The 15,565-nt window shown below is 42.1% G+C and carries 14 protein-coding genes; 8 read left to right on the top strand and 6 right to left on the bottom strand.

The genetic code is table 11. The annotated features are described in order from the left end of the window. Nucleotides 1-51: 51 nt before the first annotated feature. From H2672_RS17930 to H2672_RS17920, 3 genes are all read right to left on the bottom strand, one after another. Nucleotides 52-1,956 carry a heavy metal translocating P-type ATPase gene (locus H2672_RS17930; RefSeq protein ID WP_186673649.1) on the bottom strand — a complete coding sequence of 635 codons (1,905 nt, stop codon included), beginning with the start codon at nucleotides 1,954-1,956 and terminating at the stop codon, nucleotides 52-54. Nucleotides 1,957-2,306: 350 nt separating this feature from the next. Continuing rightward, nucleotides 2,307-3,848 carry a fumarate hydratase gene (locus tag H2672_RS17925; RefSeq protein ID WP_222439453.1) on the bottom strand — a complete coding sequence of 514 codons (1,542 nt, stop codon included), beginning with the start codon at nucleotides 3,846-3,848 and terminating at the stop codon, nucleotides 2,307-2,309. 28 nt (nucleotides 3,849-3,876) lie between these two features. Further along, nucleotides 3,877-4,053, bottom strand: a complete 177-nt coding sequence (locus H2672_RS17920) for an SE1561 family protein (protein ID WP_186673647.1) — start codon at nucleotides 4,051-4,053, stop codon at nucleotides 3,877-3,879. A gap of 599 nt (nucleotides 4,054-4,652) precedes the next feature. On the opposite strand from H2672_RS17920, the gene H2672_RS17915 reads away from it, so the two are divergent. Continuing rightward, entirely contained in the window at nucleotides 4,653-5,831 is a 1,179-nt protein-coding gene (locus H2672_RS17915; RefSeq protein ID WP_186673645.1) for an MFS transporter, read from the top strand. Between the two features lie 771 nt (nucleotides 5,832-6,602). On the opposite strand, the gene H2672_RS17910 is transcribed toward H2672_RS17915, so the two are convergent. Further along, entirely contained in the window at nucleotides 6,603-7,406 is an 804-nt protein-coding gene (locus tag H2672_RS17910) for a polysaccharide deacetylase family protein (RefSeq protein WP_186673642.1), read from the bottom strand. 48 nt (nucleotides 7,407-7,454) lie between these two features. Beyond that, nucleotides 7,455-8,363: a TIGR01777 family oxidoreductase gene (locus tag H2672_RS17905; RefSeq protein ID WP_186673641.1), complete on the bottom strand. Its 909-nt coding sequence runs from the start codon at nucleotides 8,361-8,363 to the stop codon at nucleotides 7,455-7,457. A gap of 108 nt (nucleotides 8,364-8,471) precedes the next feature. Between H2672_RS17905 and recX the strand changes: the two genes are divergently transcribed. Then, nucleotides 8,472-9,284, top strand: coding sequence for a recombination regulator RecX (gene recX, locus H2672_RS17900; protein ID WP_186673640.1), 813 nt, complete (start codon nucleotides 8,472-8,474; stop codon nucleotides 9,282-9,284). After that, nucleotides 9,274-9,606: a YfhH family protein gene (locus tag H2672_RS17895; RefSeq protein WP_186673639.1), complete on the top strand. Its 333-nt coding sequence runs from the start codon at nucleotides 9,274-9,276 to the stop codon at nucleotides 9,604-9,606. The genes recX and H2672_RS17895 overlap by 11 nt, the downstream gene beginning before the upstream one ends. 36 nt (nucleotides 9,607-9,642) lie before the next feature. On the opposite strand, the gene H2672_RS17890 is transcribed toward H2672_RS17895, so the two are convergent. Next, nucleotides 9,643-10,626 (bottom strand): metal-dependent hydrolase, encoded by a 984-nt coding sequence (locus tag H2672_RS17890; RefSeq protein WP_186673638.1) that lies wholly within the window; start codon nucleotides 10,624-10,626, stop codon nucleotides 9,643-9,645. 118 nt (nucleotides 10,627-10,744) lie between these two features. Here H2672_RS17890 and mutY point away from each other — a divergent pair, with 118 nt between their 5' ends. From mutY to H2672_RS17865, 5 genes are all read left to right on the top strand, one after another. Continuing rightward, a complete protein-coding gene (gene mutY / locus H2672_RS17885) occupies nucleotides 10,745-11,815 on the top strand; it encodes an A/G-specific adenine glycosylase (protein ID WP_186673652.1) in 1,071 nt (356 codons plus the stop codon). Further along, nucleotides 11,808-12,554 (top strand): enoyl-[acyl-carrier-protein] reductase FabL, encoded by a 747-nt coding sequence (gene fabL, locus H2672_RS17880; protein ID WP_186673637.1) that lies wholly within the window; start codon nucleotides 11,808-11,810, stop codon nucleotides 12,552-12,554. The genes mutY and fabL overlap by 8 nt, the downstream gene beginning before the upstream one ends. Nucleotides 12,555-12,617: 63 nt before the next feature. Beyond that, nucleotides 12,618-12,935 carry a gamma-type small acid-soluble spore protein gene (locus tag H2672_RS17875; RefSeq protein ID WP_186673636.1) on the top strand — a complete coding sequence of 106 codons (318 nt, stop codon included), beginning with the start codon at nucleotides 12,618-12,620 and terminating at the stop codon, nucleotides 12,933-12,935. Nucleotides 12,936-13,113: 178 nt separating this feature from the next. Then, complete coding sequence (gene ntdP, locus H2672_RS17870) at nucleotides 13,114-13,659, top strand: nucleoside tri-diphosphate phosphatase (RefSeq protein WP_186673634.1); 546 nt, start codon at nucleotides 13,114-13,116, stop codon at nucleotides 13,657-13,659. Between the two features lie 151 nt (nucleotides 13,660-13,810). Continuing rightward, nucleotides 13,811-15,562 carry an ABC transporter ATP-binding protein gene (locus tag H2672_RS17865; protein ID WP_255485884.1) on the top strand — a complete coding sequence of 584 codons (1,752 nt, stop codon included), beginning with the start codon at nucleotides 13,811-13,813 and terminating at the stop codon, nucleotides 15,560-15,562. The last annotated feature ends 3 nt before the right edge of the window (nucleotides 15,563-15,565 follow it).

The following is a 15,565-nucleotide window of genomic DNA, read 5'->3' as shown; positions in this document are numbered from 1 at the left end:
AGTCCTGTGATAGGATGCATTGCTTTTATTCTACTTAAAAATAGTAGTTGCTTATTCAATTCGATTAAGCATCCTGAGACCGTTTAAAATGACAAGGATAGTGCTACCTTCGTGGCCAATAACACCAAGCGGTAGATCAATAACTTGAAGGAAGTTTGAAACAATTAACACCGTGATGATAGAAATGGAGAACAAGACATTCTGCTTAACGATCCGTTGCATTTTACGAGATAACTTAATGGCATAAGAAATCCGTCTTAAATCATTCTGCATGAGGACGATATCTGCAGTTTCGAGCGCAACATCCGTCCCTTCGCCCATTGCTATGCCTGATGTTGCCGTAGCGAGTGCGGGTGCATCATTGATCCCGTCACCGACCATACCTACATTTTTGTGCTCAACCAGGAGACGTTTCAAGTGATTAACTTTCATTTCAGGCAGACATTCTGCAATGAATGAATCGAGGCCAGCTTCTTTCGCGATAGCTGCAGCCGTTTTTTCATTATCGCCAGTTAACATGATTGTTAGAATACCTGCTTGCTTTAATTGACTTATTGCATCGACAGCTTCAGGGCGTAATGTATCTCTTAGTGCCGCGGCTGCAATAATGCCCTTATCGTCTTTCATGAAGATGATTGTTTTCCCTTCATCAGCAAGGGATAAAGCGACGCCATGCTGAAACTCTTCTGCCAATTCTTTTCCGACAAAACGTGGGTTTCCTACGAGCAGTTCACGTGTATCGACAAGCGCCCGAATACCATGACCAGGCACATCCTCAATCTGAAGGTTTCGCTCTAGGGTTAGCCCTTTACCAATGGCATAGTTTGTAATTGAGACAGCAAGTGGATGATTAGATTGAGACTCAATACTTGCAAGAATCGCTAGTGTTGTATCTGTATCTGCGTCATCACGTACATAGAAGTCTGTGACAACTGGTTTACCATTCGTTAATGTACCGGTTTTATCAAAAGCAATCGCTTTTAGTGAACCCAAATGTTCTAGATGGATACCACCTTTGAATAGAACACCTTTCCTTGCTGCGTTGGAGGCCGCGGCAAGAGTCGCGGGCATAATAGATGCGACTAGCGCACACGGGGAAGCAACGACGAGCAGTACAATTGCACGATAGAGCGTAGTGGTCCAATCCCATCCAAACAAATAATGGGGCACAACCATCATGATTAGCACCATGATAATAACAGCTTTTACATAGGTGCCTTCAAATCGTTCGATAAATTGCTGTGAAGGTGATTTCTCACTTTGTGCGCTTTGAACAAGTGTAATAATTTTTTGGAAAAGTGTTTCAGAGCTAGGCTTTGTCATTTTAATTTGAATAGCACCGCTTAAATTGACTGTACCGGCGAATAGTTCATCACCGACTTCTTTTGAGACGGGAATCGATTCCCCATTAATGGCAGACATATCAATGGAAGAAGTACCAAAAGTGATATTCCCGTCGACTGGAACCCTTTCACCCGGTTTGACGAGTAGAATGGATCCGACCTTTAGGGAAGCAGTTGCCACTTTGATATCAGTACCATCATCTTGAATGAGCCACGCTTCTTCAGGCTGTAATTCCATAAGCGCTGAAATTTCCTTATGGCTTTTATTTAACGTGTAAGTTTCAAGCGCACCACTGAGTGCAAAGATGAAAATGAGGACTGCTCCTTCCGCCCAGTACCCGATTAATGCAGCACCGATTGCAGCGAAAACCATTAGCATCTCCACATTCAGTTCCTTGTTGTTAATCGTTTCTTCGATGCCTTCCTTCGCTTTGGCAAATCCACCTATTAAAAAGGCGGTGATATAGAGGGGGACAGAAAAGGTTTCTAATCCATACTTACCAGCTATCCAAGCAGTTAGAATTAATGCACCTGATAGAATCGCAGCAATCAATTCAAGGTGCGCTGGCCAATCTACAGACTTTTTTGGTTGTTGTTCAGTGAGAGTAGTCATAGTTATTACCTCCTAATTGATAATGATAGTCAACCTCAAATAGCTCATTAAAGTATGAAAGTCGGTTCCCATTGGCGGGAACCGACTAGAATTAATAGATGATAATAGATATCAGTTGATAGTCATTATTGTTTATAAACATAGTATATCCAACTGGGGAAGAAATAGATACTAATTTGTATTGAAGGTAGGGGATGAGGGAGTTAGTAGTTAGCGAGGTTCGTTTGAGAGTTCCTCGGCTGTCGTCCAGTTCCCACATGGTCACCCCGCTTAACGAATTATTAATCCACTACCAATTAAAAAAGGCATCTTATGCCGGGAATTACTCCGACATAAGATGCCTAACTCAATTAGCTAAATACTTTCTCTTTAAACTGAGACAATTTTTCAAGTGAAGACTTGTCGACATCGGCATGCAAGCTATTGCCGTGCGAGTCCATCGTGACAACTGCGGTGAAATCTTTAACGCGCAGATGCCACATTGCTTCAGGAATACCGAATTGAAGAAGGTCAACACCTTCGACTGCTTTAATGCAGTCAGCATAATACTGTGCTGCGCCGCCAATTGCGTTCAAGTAGACGCCGCCGTGTTCTTCAAGAGCAGCTAGTGTTTTCGGACCCATTCCACCTTTACCAATAACAGCGCGAACTCCGAACTTTTTCATGATGTCACCTTGATACGGCTCTTCACGTGCTGATGTTGTGGGGCCAGCAGCTTTGATTTCATAACTGCCATCTTCATTTTTCATCACAACTGGGCCACAATGATAAATGATTTGTCCATCAAGGTCGATAGGGGAGTCATTTTCTGATAAATATTTATGGATTGCATCACGACCTGTATACATCATTCCGCTGATTTTGACAACATCGCCGACATTCAAATCACGGATCTGTTCCTCTGAAATCGGGGCAGTGAGCTCGACAGTACGTGCGGTTTGATTCGCCTCATTTTGATTAGTATCATCTTGTGCGAAAGCAATTTTTTCACCATCATTGTAATGCCAGTTCGTAATTTCACCAGATCCAGCATCGATATCGACAGCCATACGGCGATATGCCCAACAGTTATACGCTACAGAAACATAGAAGCTAGCAGGGATACGATGCATGACACCAATTTTACAGCCAAGAAGGGTAACTTCGCCGCCGAAGCCCATTGTTCCGATACCGAGTTTGTTTGCTGATTCCAAGGTATATTCTTCAAGTTCTGCAAGTTTTGGATTCGGATTTAGGTCATCAACTTCGCGGAAAAGTTGGTCCTTAGCTAGTTCATAGCCTGAAGCGCGGTCTCCGCCGATTCCGACGCCGATGAAACCTGCAGAACACCCTTGCCCTTGGGCTTGATAAACAGAGTGTAAAATACATTTACGGATGCCATCAAGATCGCGTCCCGCACGGCCAAGGCCATCCAGTTCTACTGGCAGGCTATATTGAATATTTTTATTCTCACAGCCGCCGCCTTTTAGAATCAGTTTCACTTCGATATGATCTTGTTCCCATTGTTCGAATTTTACAACTGGGACACCTGTACCGAGGTTATCCCCACTATTATCGCCTGTCAGTGAGTCGACAGAGTTCGGGCGGAGTTTAGTGTCTTTAGTGGCTTGAACAATCGCGCGTTTGACAGCGGCTTTGATTTCAATTTGATTGACTCCGACTGGTGTTTTGATTTTAAATGTTGGCATGCCGGTATCCTGACAGATAGGCGACATTTTTTCGTCGGCCATATTGATGTTTTTTGTAATCGTATCAAGACTCATTGCTGCACGTGTACCGGCATCTTCTAATTCTTTTGCTGCAAGGATTTTTCGACGCACGTCTTTCGGAAGATTCGTGGACGTTTCGCAAATGAGATCATACATGCTTTTTTCAAGTTGTTCTATGTACATTCTCGATTTCCCCCTTAGTTATAGCTTGTTACTTATCGAATTTAATTTTTTCCATCTGTTCCTCAAGGTCGTCTAGCAAGCTGATTAGCTGATCGATTTCCTGAAGGTCTGCAGTTTCTGGTTCAATTGTATCCAGCGTTTCAAGAAATTGATGAAGCCGTGTTTTTAATCCTTCAACATGACCGTTATTCTGTGCTTTGTCCAATCCGTACACCTCTTTTCATTAATGTAATCGTAAACGAAAAAACGGAATTTATCAATGAAGGGGAATGCAACCTTAATAATAATTGAATATTCTTTTTAACATAATCTTTACAATATAAAAACTATGTGTTATGATTCATTTAATCAAACGAAAGGGAGGATAACAGAAAGGGTAATCACAACGAACACTAAGGAGGTTGAGAACTTTAATTATAAAAGAGAAAGCTCAACTATGTAGGTATCGTTATACCCAAATTTAATCCTGTGGAGGTGAAGTCTCAAACCGAATGCAGACAGCGTCAGTAATAGCTGGGATGTAAAAGTGAAAGTTAAGCTAAAAAATATAGAAAGGTAGCGGGAACAGGTAAAAGACGAAGTGGAAGAATTTAAGAAGGAGGGGATTCGTAAGTGTCCGCTGGCAGTGCGCCAGGAGACTAATACGACTTATGCAGATGGAAAGTGAAGGTTCAATTCATACGTAAAGGCTCAGCCGTAATCTGACAAACAGATATGGACTGGGCCTTTATGTTTTTTTGCGTTTTTGCCGTTTTCTTGTGCTAAAATCATACAAGGATCTTTAAGTGGGGGAGTGGTGGAAACATGGATGCTTTTTCACAACTAGAGAAGCGCCGTTTTTGGATACTTGTTATTATTGTATCGATTTCTGGATTTTCACAAGGCATGCTGTTGCCACTTATTTCGGCTATCTTCGAAAAGGACGGCATTTCGAGTTCGATGAATGGTTTGAATGCCACGGGTTTATACATAGGAACGTTACTCGTTTCACCTTTTATGGAGGCACCGCTCCGTCGTTTTGGCTATAAGCCGATTATTATTGGGGGCGGCATGCTTGTTTTTATATCATTACTGCTGTTTCCGTTATGGAAAAGTGTTGTATTTTGGTACGTCCTAAGATTACTGATTGGCATCGGAGATCATGCACTTCATTTTTCAACTCAAACATGGATTACAAGTTTCTCGCCGCAACAAAGATTAGGACGCAATATTGCGATTTATGGTTTGTCATTCGGCGTCGGATTTGCGGCAGGTCCATTATTCGCTCCGCTCGTCAATGTGTTTGAAGGCTTACCGTTCATTGTATCGGGAATACTGTGCATGCTTGCGTGGTCACTCGTTTTCATGCTGAAAAATGGTTTTCCAGATATTGTTAAAGGGAAGCCTGGTAATGAACGACTTTCCGCTCGTTTCAAAGGGACGATGGCTGTTGCTTGGCTCGCTTTTCTCGGACCATTTGGCTACGGTTTTCTTGAATCTACACTAAACGCGATGTATCCGGTGTATGCGCTCAGAAATGGCGTTGAATTTACATCTGTAACAATTATACTAGCTACATTTTCCGTAGGGGGGATTATTTCGCAGTTACCTCTGGGAATGCTATCGGACAAGATTGGAAGAAGCCCGGTCTTTCTTGTTGCACTCGGAGGTGGGTCTATCTCGTTTTTCATCGCAAGTACTGTTGAAACATCTACGACTGCTGTTATAGCTATGTTTTTTATTGCTGGACTTTTTTCAGGTTCTATTTTTTCACTCGGTATTTCGTACATGTCCGATTTAACACCGAAGCATTTGTTGCCTACTGGAAACCTGTTATGCGGGATTTTCTTTAGTTTAGGCAGTTTGACAGGTCCATTTTTGGGTGGTCTTTTCCTAGAGTTTGACGCAGGATTTAGTTTCCTGCTACTTATTTCACTGTTTTTGGCTGTGTTATTCCTTGTGTCTTTTATTGGGAAAATGAAACAACGCCCAATTGCAGCATAAGAAAAAGCGTCCCATAATGGACGCTCTTTCTATTTCTGATCATCATGTCTGTTTAGTTACCAAAAGTAATCAGTAACTAACTTGATCGCCCCCTGTCCGCTACTTGTATAGTTGCGCTTTTGGATTGAATGACTTCTATACGATTACCGGGATGTCTGGATGTGTAGGGATGCGAATTTGTCGCATCCCACACAGTTTTTTCGGTAATCTTATGGTGGTCCTTCATCCGTCGCGCTTTAAAAGCATAAGTACACGAAGTGCTGAAGCTTTTTGGGACGAAAGAATTGTATGCTTCTTACCTGGAGAAAAGCCGCCCAAGATACAATTTTGGCGGCTAATACTTTCACTATGGTTTTTTCTTTTTTAGTTTAAAGAAATGTCACTTTCTATAAGGCATCTCATGAATTAGATGCATAATCTTTACTAAAAGTAAGCAAGGAACGCATTGTACAAGGTGCTAGAGTGCCCGAAATTGCATCTTCGGGCACTGACGCTCTCCATAAAATGTCATCTATTCTTTTCTTCCGAATAAACTGCATCTTTCACTTGAACATTATAGGAACGCGACTGGCAACTATTCACAACAGGATTACTGAAAAAAGTGTGGCAAGAAGTGACGAGTCACTTCTTGCCACACTAGGACCCTCAGTAAATCTGTCATGAATAGTTAGCCGATAGCGGGTCGAAAATAGACCAGTGAAAATGAAGGTCATTAAGCCCTTCTCACCAGTATTTTATTCGAATAAATGGTTAATCAACATGGTTGACTGATCATCTTAAAATGGAGTTAACATTTTCATACTCTAAAACAAGGTCGTCAAGCGTCTGGAAAGTATAACCTGCTTTCTTGGCATCTTGGATAAAGGATGGTAATGCCTGTGCATTATCAGGTGAAACTGTGTGCATTAAAATTACAGCGCCAGGATGAAGTTGGTTCATCAGTTCACCATAAGCAAAGTCACGACCTTTGGGTTTATCGGCGTACCAGTCAATGAATGCGACTGACCAGAAAATATGCCTGTATCCAAGTTCATTGCCTTTGGCGAGTACCTTGTCATTGAACACGCCTTCAGGGGGCCTTGTGTAGTATGTCCGTTTGATCCCGGTTACTTCATTCAATAGCTTGTCGAACTTGGTCCATTCTTCTTCCATTCTCTGTTCGGATAGATTGGCCAAGTTCGGGTGTCCATACGTATGGTTGCCGATTCCATGGCCTTCCGCAATCATCCGTTTGACGAGGGGGAGAGCACTTTTTAAGTAATGCCCAGTGAGAAAGAAAGTTGCCGGAGCGTCTTCTTTTTTCAATGTATCTAAAATACTTGCTGTATAGCCATTTTCATAGCCGTTATCAAACGTTAAATAGACAACCTTTTCGTCTGGCTTTCCTTTATAAATGGCTCCGTGTTTATCGAGCATTGAATCGAGTGCAGCGCCAGCACTGGGCTGGGTCCCCCCTGTAGCTTTTTTGAAGCCCCAATGAAATTCATCCGCCTTAGCTGAAAATGGGTTAAAAACAAATCCTGCCATTACGATAATAGTCGCCAATAATATACCTGGAGCATGTTTTTTTATCATCAAAAACGCACCTTTCCTTTTAAGGTAGGATGCGCAGTTGAAGCCCAACTATACGTCTTTATTATACAAATCATTTAGTGCCGACTCTAGCGTCGAAAAATGAAATGTAAAACCGTTGTTCAGTAATTTTTTTGGTAAGACATGTTGTCCCTCTAGAACGAGCGCACTTTTTTTACCAAGCACTATTTTCATTGCGAATGATGGAACTGGTATCCAGTGTGGTCTATGTAACACTGAACCAATTGTTTTACCGAAGTATTTCATTCGTTTTGGAAATGGCGAGGTGACGTTCACAGGTCCATGTAAGTTTTTATTGTCGATTGTAAATGCAATTGCACGTGTAACATCCTCCAAATGGACCCAAGATACCCACTGATTGCCTGAACCAACTGTTCCACCTGCAAATAACTTATAAGGCAACACCATAAGCGGCAATGCTCCGCCATTTTTTCCGAGTATGACTCCGAATCTCATGAACACGACCCGAATACCTTCTGATTCCACTGATGCTGCTTTCTTTTCCCAATCCGTTACAGTCTGACCTAGAAAGTCATCCGCATAGTCCAGTGATTTTTCTGTATAGACATTGTCTACTGATGCGGGATAAATACCAATTGCACTAGCGTTGACAAGTACAACCGGTTTAGTTTGCAAAGCGGAGATGATTCGCAGTAATTCATCGGTCGCTTCCATTCGGCTAGCATAGATTTGTTTTCTGTGTTCCGCGGTCCAACGTCCCTCATTGATGGACACGCCTGCAAGATTGACAAAGGCATCAGCTGAAATGATTTCATTTTCCGGATAGGTACCTTCCTGAAGCCATTTCACGTATTTTATATTGCCATCAACCTTACTTTCTTTCCTAGATAAAATAATGATTTCATGTCCTTCATTCAATAAAGTATCCGTTAATTTCTGACCGACGAAACCTGAACCACCCGCAATGACGATTTTCATTTTCCGACACCCCCATTAGCATTCTATACCCTATAATGGAACCTATTAAGCTGAAGCACAAGGACGGAACATGTATACTAAATAGAAAGCAAGGGAGGCGTGCAAAAAGTGCCTGTTATTACTAAAATATCACAGCAGAAAAAAGATCTCGAACGATACAATATTTTTTTAGACGAAAAGTATGCATACAGTGTCCATGAATCGGTACTTGTCAAATTCGGTCTAACGAAAGGGATGTCCCTGGAAGACTGGTCAATTGACGAGATGGTCTATGAAGACGAAATTCGGAAAGCATTCAACCGTGCACTCCATTATCTCGGTTTCAGAATGCGCAGTGAGTTTGAAGTGAAGAAAAAACTTTTGGAATTGGGATACGGGGAAGCAATTGTACTAGAAGCAATCGTGAAGTTGAAAAGTCTTGGATTTCTAAATGATGAAACCTATTCAGAAGCACTTCTTCAAACGAGGAAAAGTTCATCCAGTAAAGGCCCAAAAGCAATTCAGCAAGAGATGCATAAAAAGGGGATAGGGAAGGAATTACAGATCAAAGTGCTTGAATCTTATCCGGAAGAAGAACAGCTTAAAATCGCAACGAAACTTGCAGAGAAAGCAGCAAATGCAAATCCTTCCGTGGCTCCATCTCAATTAAAACAAAAAATCCAAAATGCATTGCTTCGAAAAGGGTATTCCTTCGACCTTATTAAACAAGCACTTGCGAATATTAACTTTGAGCGCGAAGACGATGAATGGACAGCTATCGCCGAGTCAATCGGAGAGAAAGCTTGGCGTCGCTATAGTTCAAAGTTTAGTGGACGAGACTTGAACAACAAAGTGAAACAAGCGATGTATCAAAAGGGTATTCCGTTTGAGCGCATTGATCATTTCATTGATAAAAAGGAGAATGAAGAAGATGGATATTGAAAAAAAGTATAGTGCAATGACTGAACATGAATTACGTACAGAAATCGCACGGCTGCGTGAAAAAGCACGCAAAGCCGAGCAATTGGGCATCCTTAATGAGTATGCGGTTTACCAACGGAAAATGGTTATGGCGCAATCCTATCTAATTGATCCAAGTACAATTGTGCCTGGTGAAATGTACCGAATTGACGGAGACGAAGGTATGTTTTTTCAAGTTGACTACTTAAAAGGTCGTTTTGCGTGGGGTTACAGACTAGGCGGCGAACGTGCAGATGAGGCGTTACCGATTGCAATGCTGAAGTCAGTAAAAGAAGGAAAATAAAAGGCTATGGACAGCAATACCTGTCCATAGCCGTTGTCATGAGTTAGGTGCGAAGTTGAGCTTTTTTTGTAGCTTGTCTTCGGAAAAAATCCAACCCGTATACGAATTGATGACGTTCAGTTCCTTGTCAATATGTGCAACCGCAACAAAGGGGTAATAGCCTTTGCTCCGGTAACGAAGATCGATTAAGCGCACTTCACATATGTCGCCGATGTTTGTGACAGACCATCTGTAAATAGGTGAAAATGATGTAAACGCTTTGATGTTCTTATCGCTCATCGCCACATCAACCTCAGGGGACTTCGGCATAGGTTCCCGTTCAAAGCGGTCGTAAATATTAACGGACCTGCCGTAAGCGCGTCCAACATAATGACACTTTTCTGAGGAAGCAGCAATTCTCCATTGGAAGAAGCGCATTGTCGGCGCAATAATAATTTCCGTCGCATCGGGTACCGTATTGTATACGGCTTTTTTAACGGCTGATTTGATCGCAAAACGCAATAAATAATAAAAGAAGATTATTACGTATGTGGTCAAAATCGTATAGACCGGATTTGCACCCATTGCCCAAATAATTATCGCAAGGGCATGCAATATGAAAATGATTGGATCGAACGTGTTAATAACGCCGATAGCAACCCACTTGTTCGAAAATGGCCGTAATGCCTGCGTCCCATAGGAATTGAAAATATCGACGAAGACATGTAGAAAAACAGCTAAAAAGGTCCACGCCCATACATGTATGAAGTTGGCTTCTGGGACGAAAAAAGACATGAGTATTGTAATAAGTAGCGGCCATAATAATACCGCAGGAATCGAATGTGTAATCCCCCTGTGATGCCGTATGTAGACAGCGTTACTTCTTAATTTTAATACGGTATCGATATCCGGGATAAGTGAGCCGACAATAACACTTGCAACGACTGCGCTCATTGTTGCACTATCGGTTAAGACGACAGGATCCGCCAGAGCGAGGCCGCCAAGTGCTACACCCATGACAATATGTGTTCCAGTATCCAAATAATCACTCCTTCTACCTAAGCAGTCGTGCCAAGCATTTGATTAATTTTTTAAATGACCTATACATATCATTACCCGTTTATGCTCAATGATAAGCATATGCGATAAGGAGGAAATGATGCAAATAATAGTGAAGAAAGACGAATTCCGCGAGGCGCTTCTTTCCTGGTATCGTCGTGAAAAGAGAGACCTGCCTTGGAGAAGAACATCGAATCCATATTACATTTGGGTTTCCGAAGTGATGCTTCAACAAACGAGAGTAGATACCGTTATACCTTATTATGAACGGTTTATCGCAAGTTTCCCGACGATGGAGGTACTTGCGGAAGCGGAAGAAAACGATTTATTGAAAATGTGGGAAGGTCTCGGTTATTATTCGCGGGCAAGGAACTTACAGGCGGGTGTAAGGGAAGTCGTGTCAGATTATGGCGGAGAAGTACCTTCCAATCGAACGAAGATTTCTACGTTGAAAGGCGTTGGCCCTTACACTGCAGGGGCGGTTCTCAGCATTGCATACGGTGTTCCTGAGCATGCCGTAGATGGTAATGTTATGCGTGTCATTTCGAGACTTCTTCTAATAGAAGAAGATATTGCGATACCGCGTACAAAAAAGATATTTGAAACAGTAGTCATGGATTTAATCGACAAAGAAGATCCTTCCTCGTTCAATCAAGGGCTGATGGAGCTCGGCGCGACAATCTGTACGCCGAAACCGAGATGCCTTCTATGTCCTGTCCGAGAATTTTGTTTAGCTTTCCAAGAAGGTAGGCAAGAGGAGTTACCTGTGAAAACGAAGAAAACAAAAATGAAAATTATACCTGTTGCGTCATTTGCGATTCAAAATAGTCAAGGTGAGTGGCTATTACGACAACGCCCTTCGAAAGGTCTGCTTGCAAGTTTGTGGGAGTTTCCAATGGTCGAGCCGGCGGATGATAAAACACCACAAGAAATGGCTATTGAACATTTCGGTATTGAACTAAAGGATATCGTTGATATACTATCTTTCAAACATATCTTTTCCCATTTAACATGGGAGATGAAAAGCTTCGGAGCACGGATCGAAAAAACAAATATGATTCCTGAAGGTTACCGGTTTTTCACGCAGGAAGAAGTGGAAGCATTGCCGAGACCAGTGCCTGTTTTGAAAATTTGGGATGAGATTAAACGAGGAGGACTAAATGATGACTGAAAATAAAGTAGCAATGATTACAGGGAGTTCTAGGGGACTAGGAAAAGCACTTGCGATTGAGCTCGCAAAACAAGGCTATGATATCGTTGTAAATTATGCACGAAGCCGGTCTGCCGCGGAAGAAACAGTGAAGGAAATTGAGGCACTTGGCAGGAGAGCAATTATGATTCGTGCAAATGTTGGGGATGTTAAAAAGCTTCGTACGATGTTTGAACAAGTGAAAGAGGAATTCGGACGTTTAGACGTATTTGTTTCAAATGCGGCATCGGGTGTTTTACGTCCGATTATGGAACTAGAAGAAACACACTGGGATTGGACGATGAACATCAATGCGAAAGCAATGCTTTTTGGCGCACAAGAAGCTGCAAGGCTAATGGATAAAGGTGGAAAAATCCTTGGAGTTAGTTCGCTTGGATCTATTCGATACCTTGAAAACTACACGACGGTAGGCGTTTCGAAAGCGGCGATTGAATCGCTTACACGTTATCTTGCTGTTGAACTTGCACCACTAGGAATTGCTGTCAATACCGTATCGGGTGGCGCGCTTGATACAGAAGCACTGAAACATTTCCCTAATCGTGATGAACTGCTAGAAGATGCGCGTATTAACACACCTGCGGGTCGTATGGTTGAAATTGATGACATGGTGAAAGCAGCGATGTTCCTAATCTCGGCTGATTCAGATATGATTCGCGGACAGACGATTATTGTCGACGGTGGACGTTCGATTTTACTGTAAAAACTTCCAATTGAATAAAAAATGCCTTCTTGTACATGATAGTTGTACGGAGGTGAAAATCCATTGACCAAAAATAACCCGAATCAAACTGATGCGAAACAAGTACGAAAACAGAACCAAGCATCACAACAACAAAACAAAAATGCAATGACTGAGGAGTTTGCTTCTGAAACTGATGTAAATCAGGTTAGGAAACAAAACCAACAATCAATGCAAAAAATGCAAATGCAAAACCAAAATCAAAACCAAAATGCGATGACTGAAGAGTTTGGTTCCGAAACTGATGTTAATCAAGTTAGGAAACAAAACCAACAATCCGAAGCAAACAAAAGAAATGCTTCTGGACAGCGCGCGAATCAGTTCGAGAACGGTTCGAAATAAGTAAATGGATACCGCCGGTCGGCAGAGGCTTTATGCTTCTGCCGGTTTTTTAATTGATACAATTGACGTCATGATTGGAAATAAAAGTTGAAAGGTTTCAAATAGTACCGTTCTCTTGGTATAATGATGAAATAATAATGGCTTCGAAATTTTCCGGCAACCAAAAGGTGGGTTAATCATGACGATTGCTAAAGAAGGAGAAACGATACAAGTACATAGTTATAAACATAATGGTAAAATCCATCGGGTTTGGCAGGAAACTGTAGTATTGAAAGGAACGCGTAATATTGTCATCGGTGCGAATGAAAGGACGCTTGTAACAGAGTCGGACGGACGCACATGGTTGACACGCGAGCCTTCCATTTGCTATTTTCACGCTGAGCACTGGTTCAATATCATTTGCATGTTAAGAGAAGATGGTGTTTATTATTACATCAACATGAGCTCACCTTTCGTTTATGATAACAAATCATTGAAGTACATTGATTATGACCTTGACGTGAAAGTGTTCCCGGATATGAGTTATATGATTCTTGATGAGGATGAATATGACGATCATAAGAAACAGATGGGTTATCCCGATGTTATTGATCAAATACTGAAGAAGAATTTGGATACTTTGCTTGGCTGGATCAAACAGCGTAGGGGACCGTTCGCTTCTGATTTCATTGAAGTATGGACTTCCAGATATGAGTTTTACAAACAGGTCAAGAAAAGTAAGTGAAAAGCCTGGTCGCGATTAGTTGCGGCAGGCTTTTTCTACTCGAGTCGCTTCAGTCTTGCCGAAAAGGCAAAAATCGCCTTTATCTTCAAGCCTTCCAGCGCTTGTCGGGGCAAAACGGCGCCTTACTCTTTTCATAGTAGGAGGTTAAAAGATGGGTGATAGTATAAAACGCTATATGAAGTTTGTGAAGCCGTACAACGGGCTAATTATTTTGACGATAATGATTGGGATTGTGAAATTCGCTATTCCGTTATTCATTCCACTGCTGATGAAAATCGTAATCGATGACATTATCGGATCGGATACACTCACTAAGGCAGAGATGACGAGGCAATTATTTTATTGGCTTGGCGGAACAGTTCTTGTGTTCTTTATCATCCGGCCACCGGTTGAATATTACCGGCAATATTATGCCCAGTATGTGAGTAATAAGATTTTGTACGATATCCGGAAAGAGTTGTATTCGCATCTGCAAAAATTGAGTCTCAGCTACTATTCAAATACACGAGCTGGAGAAATCATTTCGCGGGTTATAAATGACGTGGAGCAAACGAAAAACTTTGTTATGATTGGGCTTATGAATGTTTGGCTTGACCTAGCGACAATTATCATCGCAGTTGTCATCATGCTGACGATGGACGTTCCACTTACGCTTGTTACGCTTCTGGCATTCCCCTTTTATGCGTACAGCGTCAAACACTTTTTCGGAAAACTACGAGAATTGACTGGGAAACGCTCTCAAGCACTTGCGGATGTGCAAAGCTACCTGCATGAACGTGTTTCGGGTGTAAGTGTCATAAAAAGTTTTGCACTTGAAGAAGAGGAACAACAGCGTTTCGATAAAACGAATGGCAACTTCCTGGATAAAGCAATTGATCACACCAAGTGGAATGCGAAAGCATTTGCAGTCGTAAACACGATTACTGATGTTGCACCACTTCTCGTTCTTGCATACGCAGGTTATCAAGTCATTAACAATGATTTGTCTGTTGGTACGATGGTTGCGTTCATCGCATACATCGACCGAGTTTATAGCCCATTGCGAAGACTGGTTAATGCTTCAACATCGCTAACACAATCTTTTGCTTCTATGGATCGTGTCTTTGATCTGATGGAACAGGAGTATGAGATTACGAATAAGCCCGGATCAACGGAACTTCCTCCAATTGACGGGGAAATCATGTTCGATAATGTGAGCTTTACGTATGAAGCAGATGGGGAAACAATCTTGGATGGCATTAATTTCACTGTGAAACCGGGAGAGACAGTAGCATTTGTCGGCATGAGCGGCGGTGGGAAATCGACTATCGTTGGTTTGATTCCAAGGTTCCATGATGTGACGGGCGGGGCTGTGCGTATAGATGGCCATGATTTACGTGACGTCAATATAAAATCGCTACGGGAGCAGATTGGAATTGTTTTGCAAGATACTATTTTGTTTAGTGATTCCGTGAAGAGCAATATTTTGATGGGGAAATCGGATGCAACAGATGAAGAAGTGATTGCTGCTGCGAAAGCGGCGAATGCACATGATTTCATAGAGGGGCTGCCGCTTGGTTACGATACAAAAGTAGGGGAACGAGGCGTGAAGTTATCAGGTGGTCAGAAGCAGCGAATTGCGATTGCACGTGTCTTCTTGAAAAATCCCCCGCTTCTCATCTTAGATGAAGCGACATCCGCACTTGACCTTGAAAGTGAGGCGCTCATTCAGGAGTCGCTTGAACGACTTGCGAATGAAAGAACGACACTCATTGTTGCTCACCGCTTGTCGACAATAACACACGCAGATAAGATTTTCGTCATTGATTCAGGGCAGTTAAAAGAGATGGGTACACACGAACAATTGATGAAATTACAAGGGATTTACTATGGCTTGTTCCAAGTTCAAGTACTTGGAGATTAAAAA

Origin of the sequence: Sporosarcina sp. BP05, from assembly GCF_014282005.1 — a bacterium.
Lineage (GTDB): Bacteria > Bacillota > Bacilli > Bacillales_A > Planococcaceae > Sporosarcina.
Note: the sequence above shows the minus strand (reverse complement) of the source record. Positions and strands in the feature narration are given on the sequence as shown.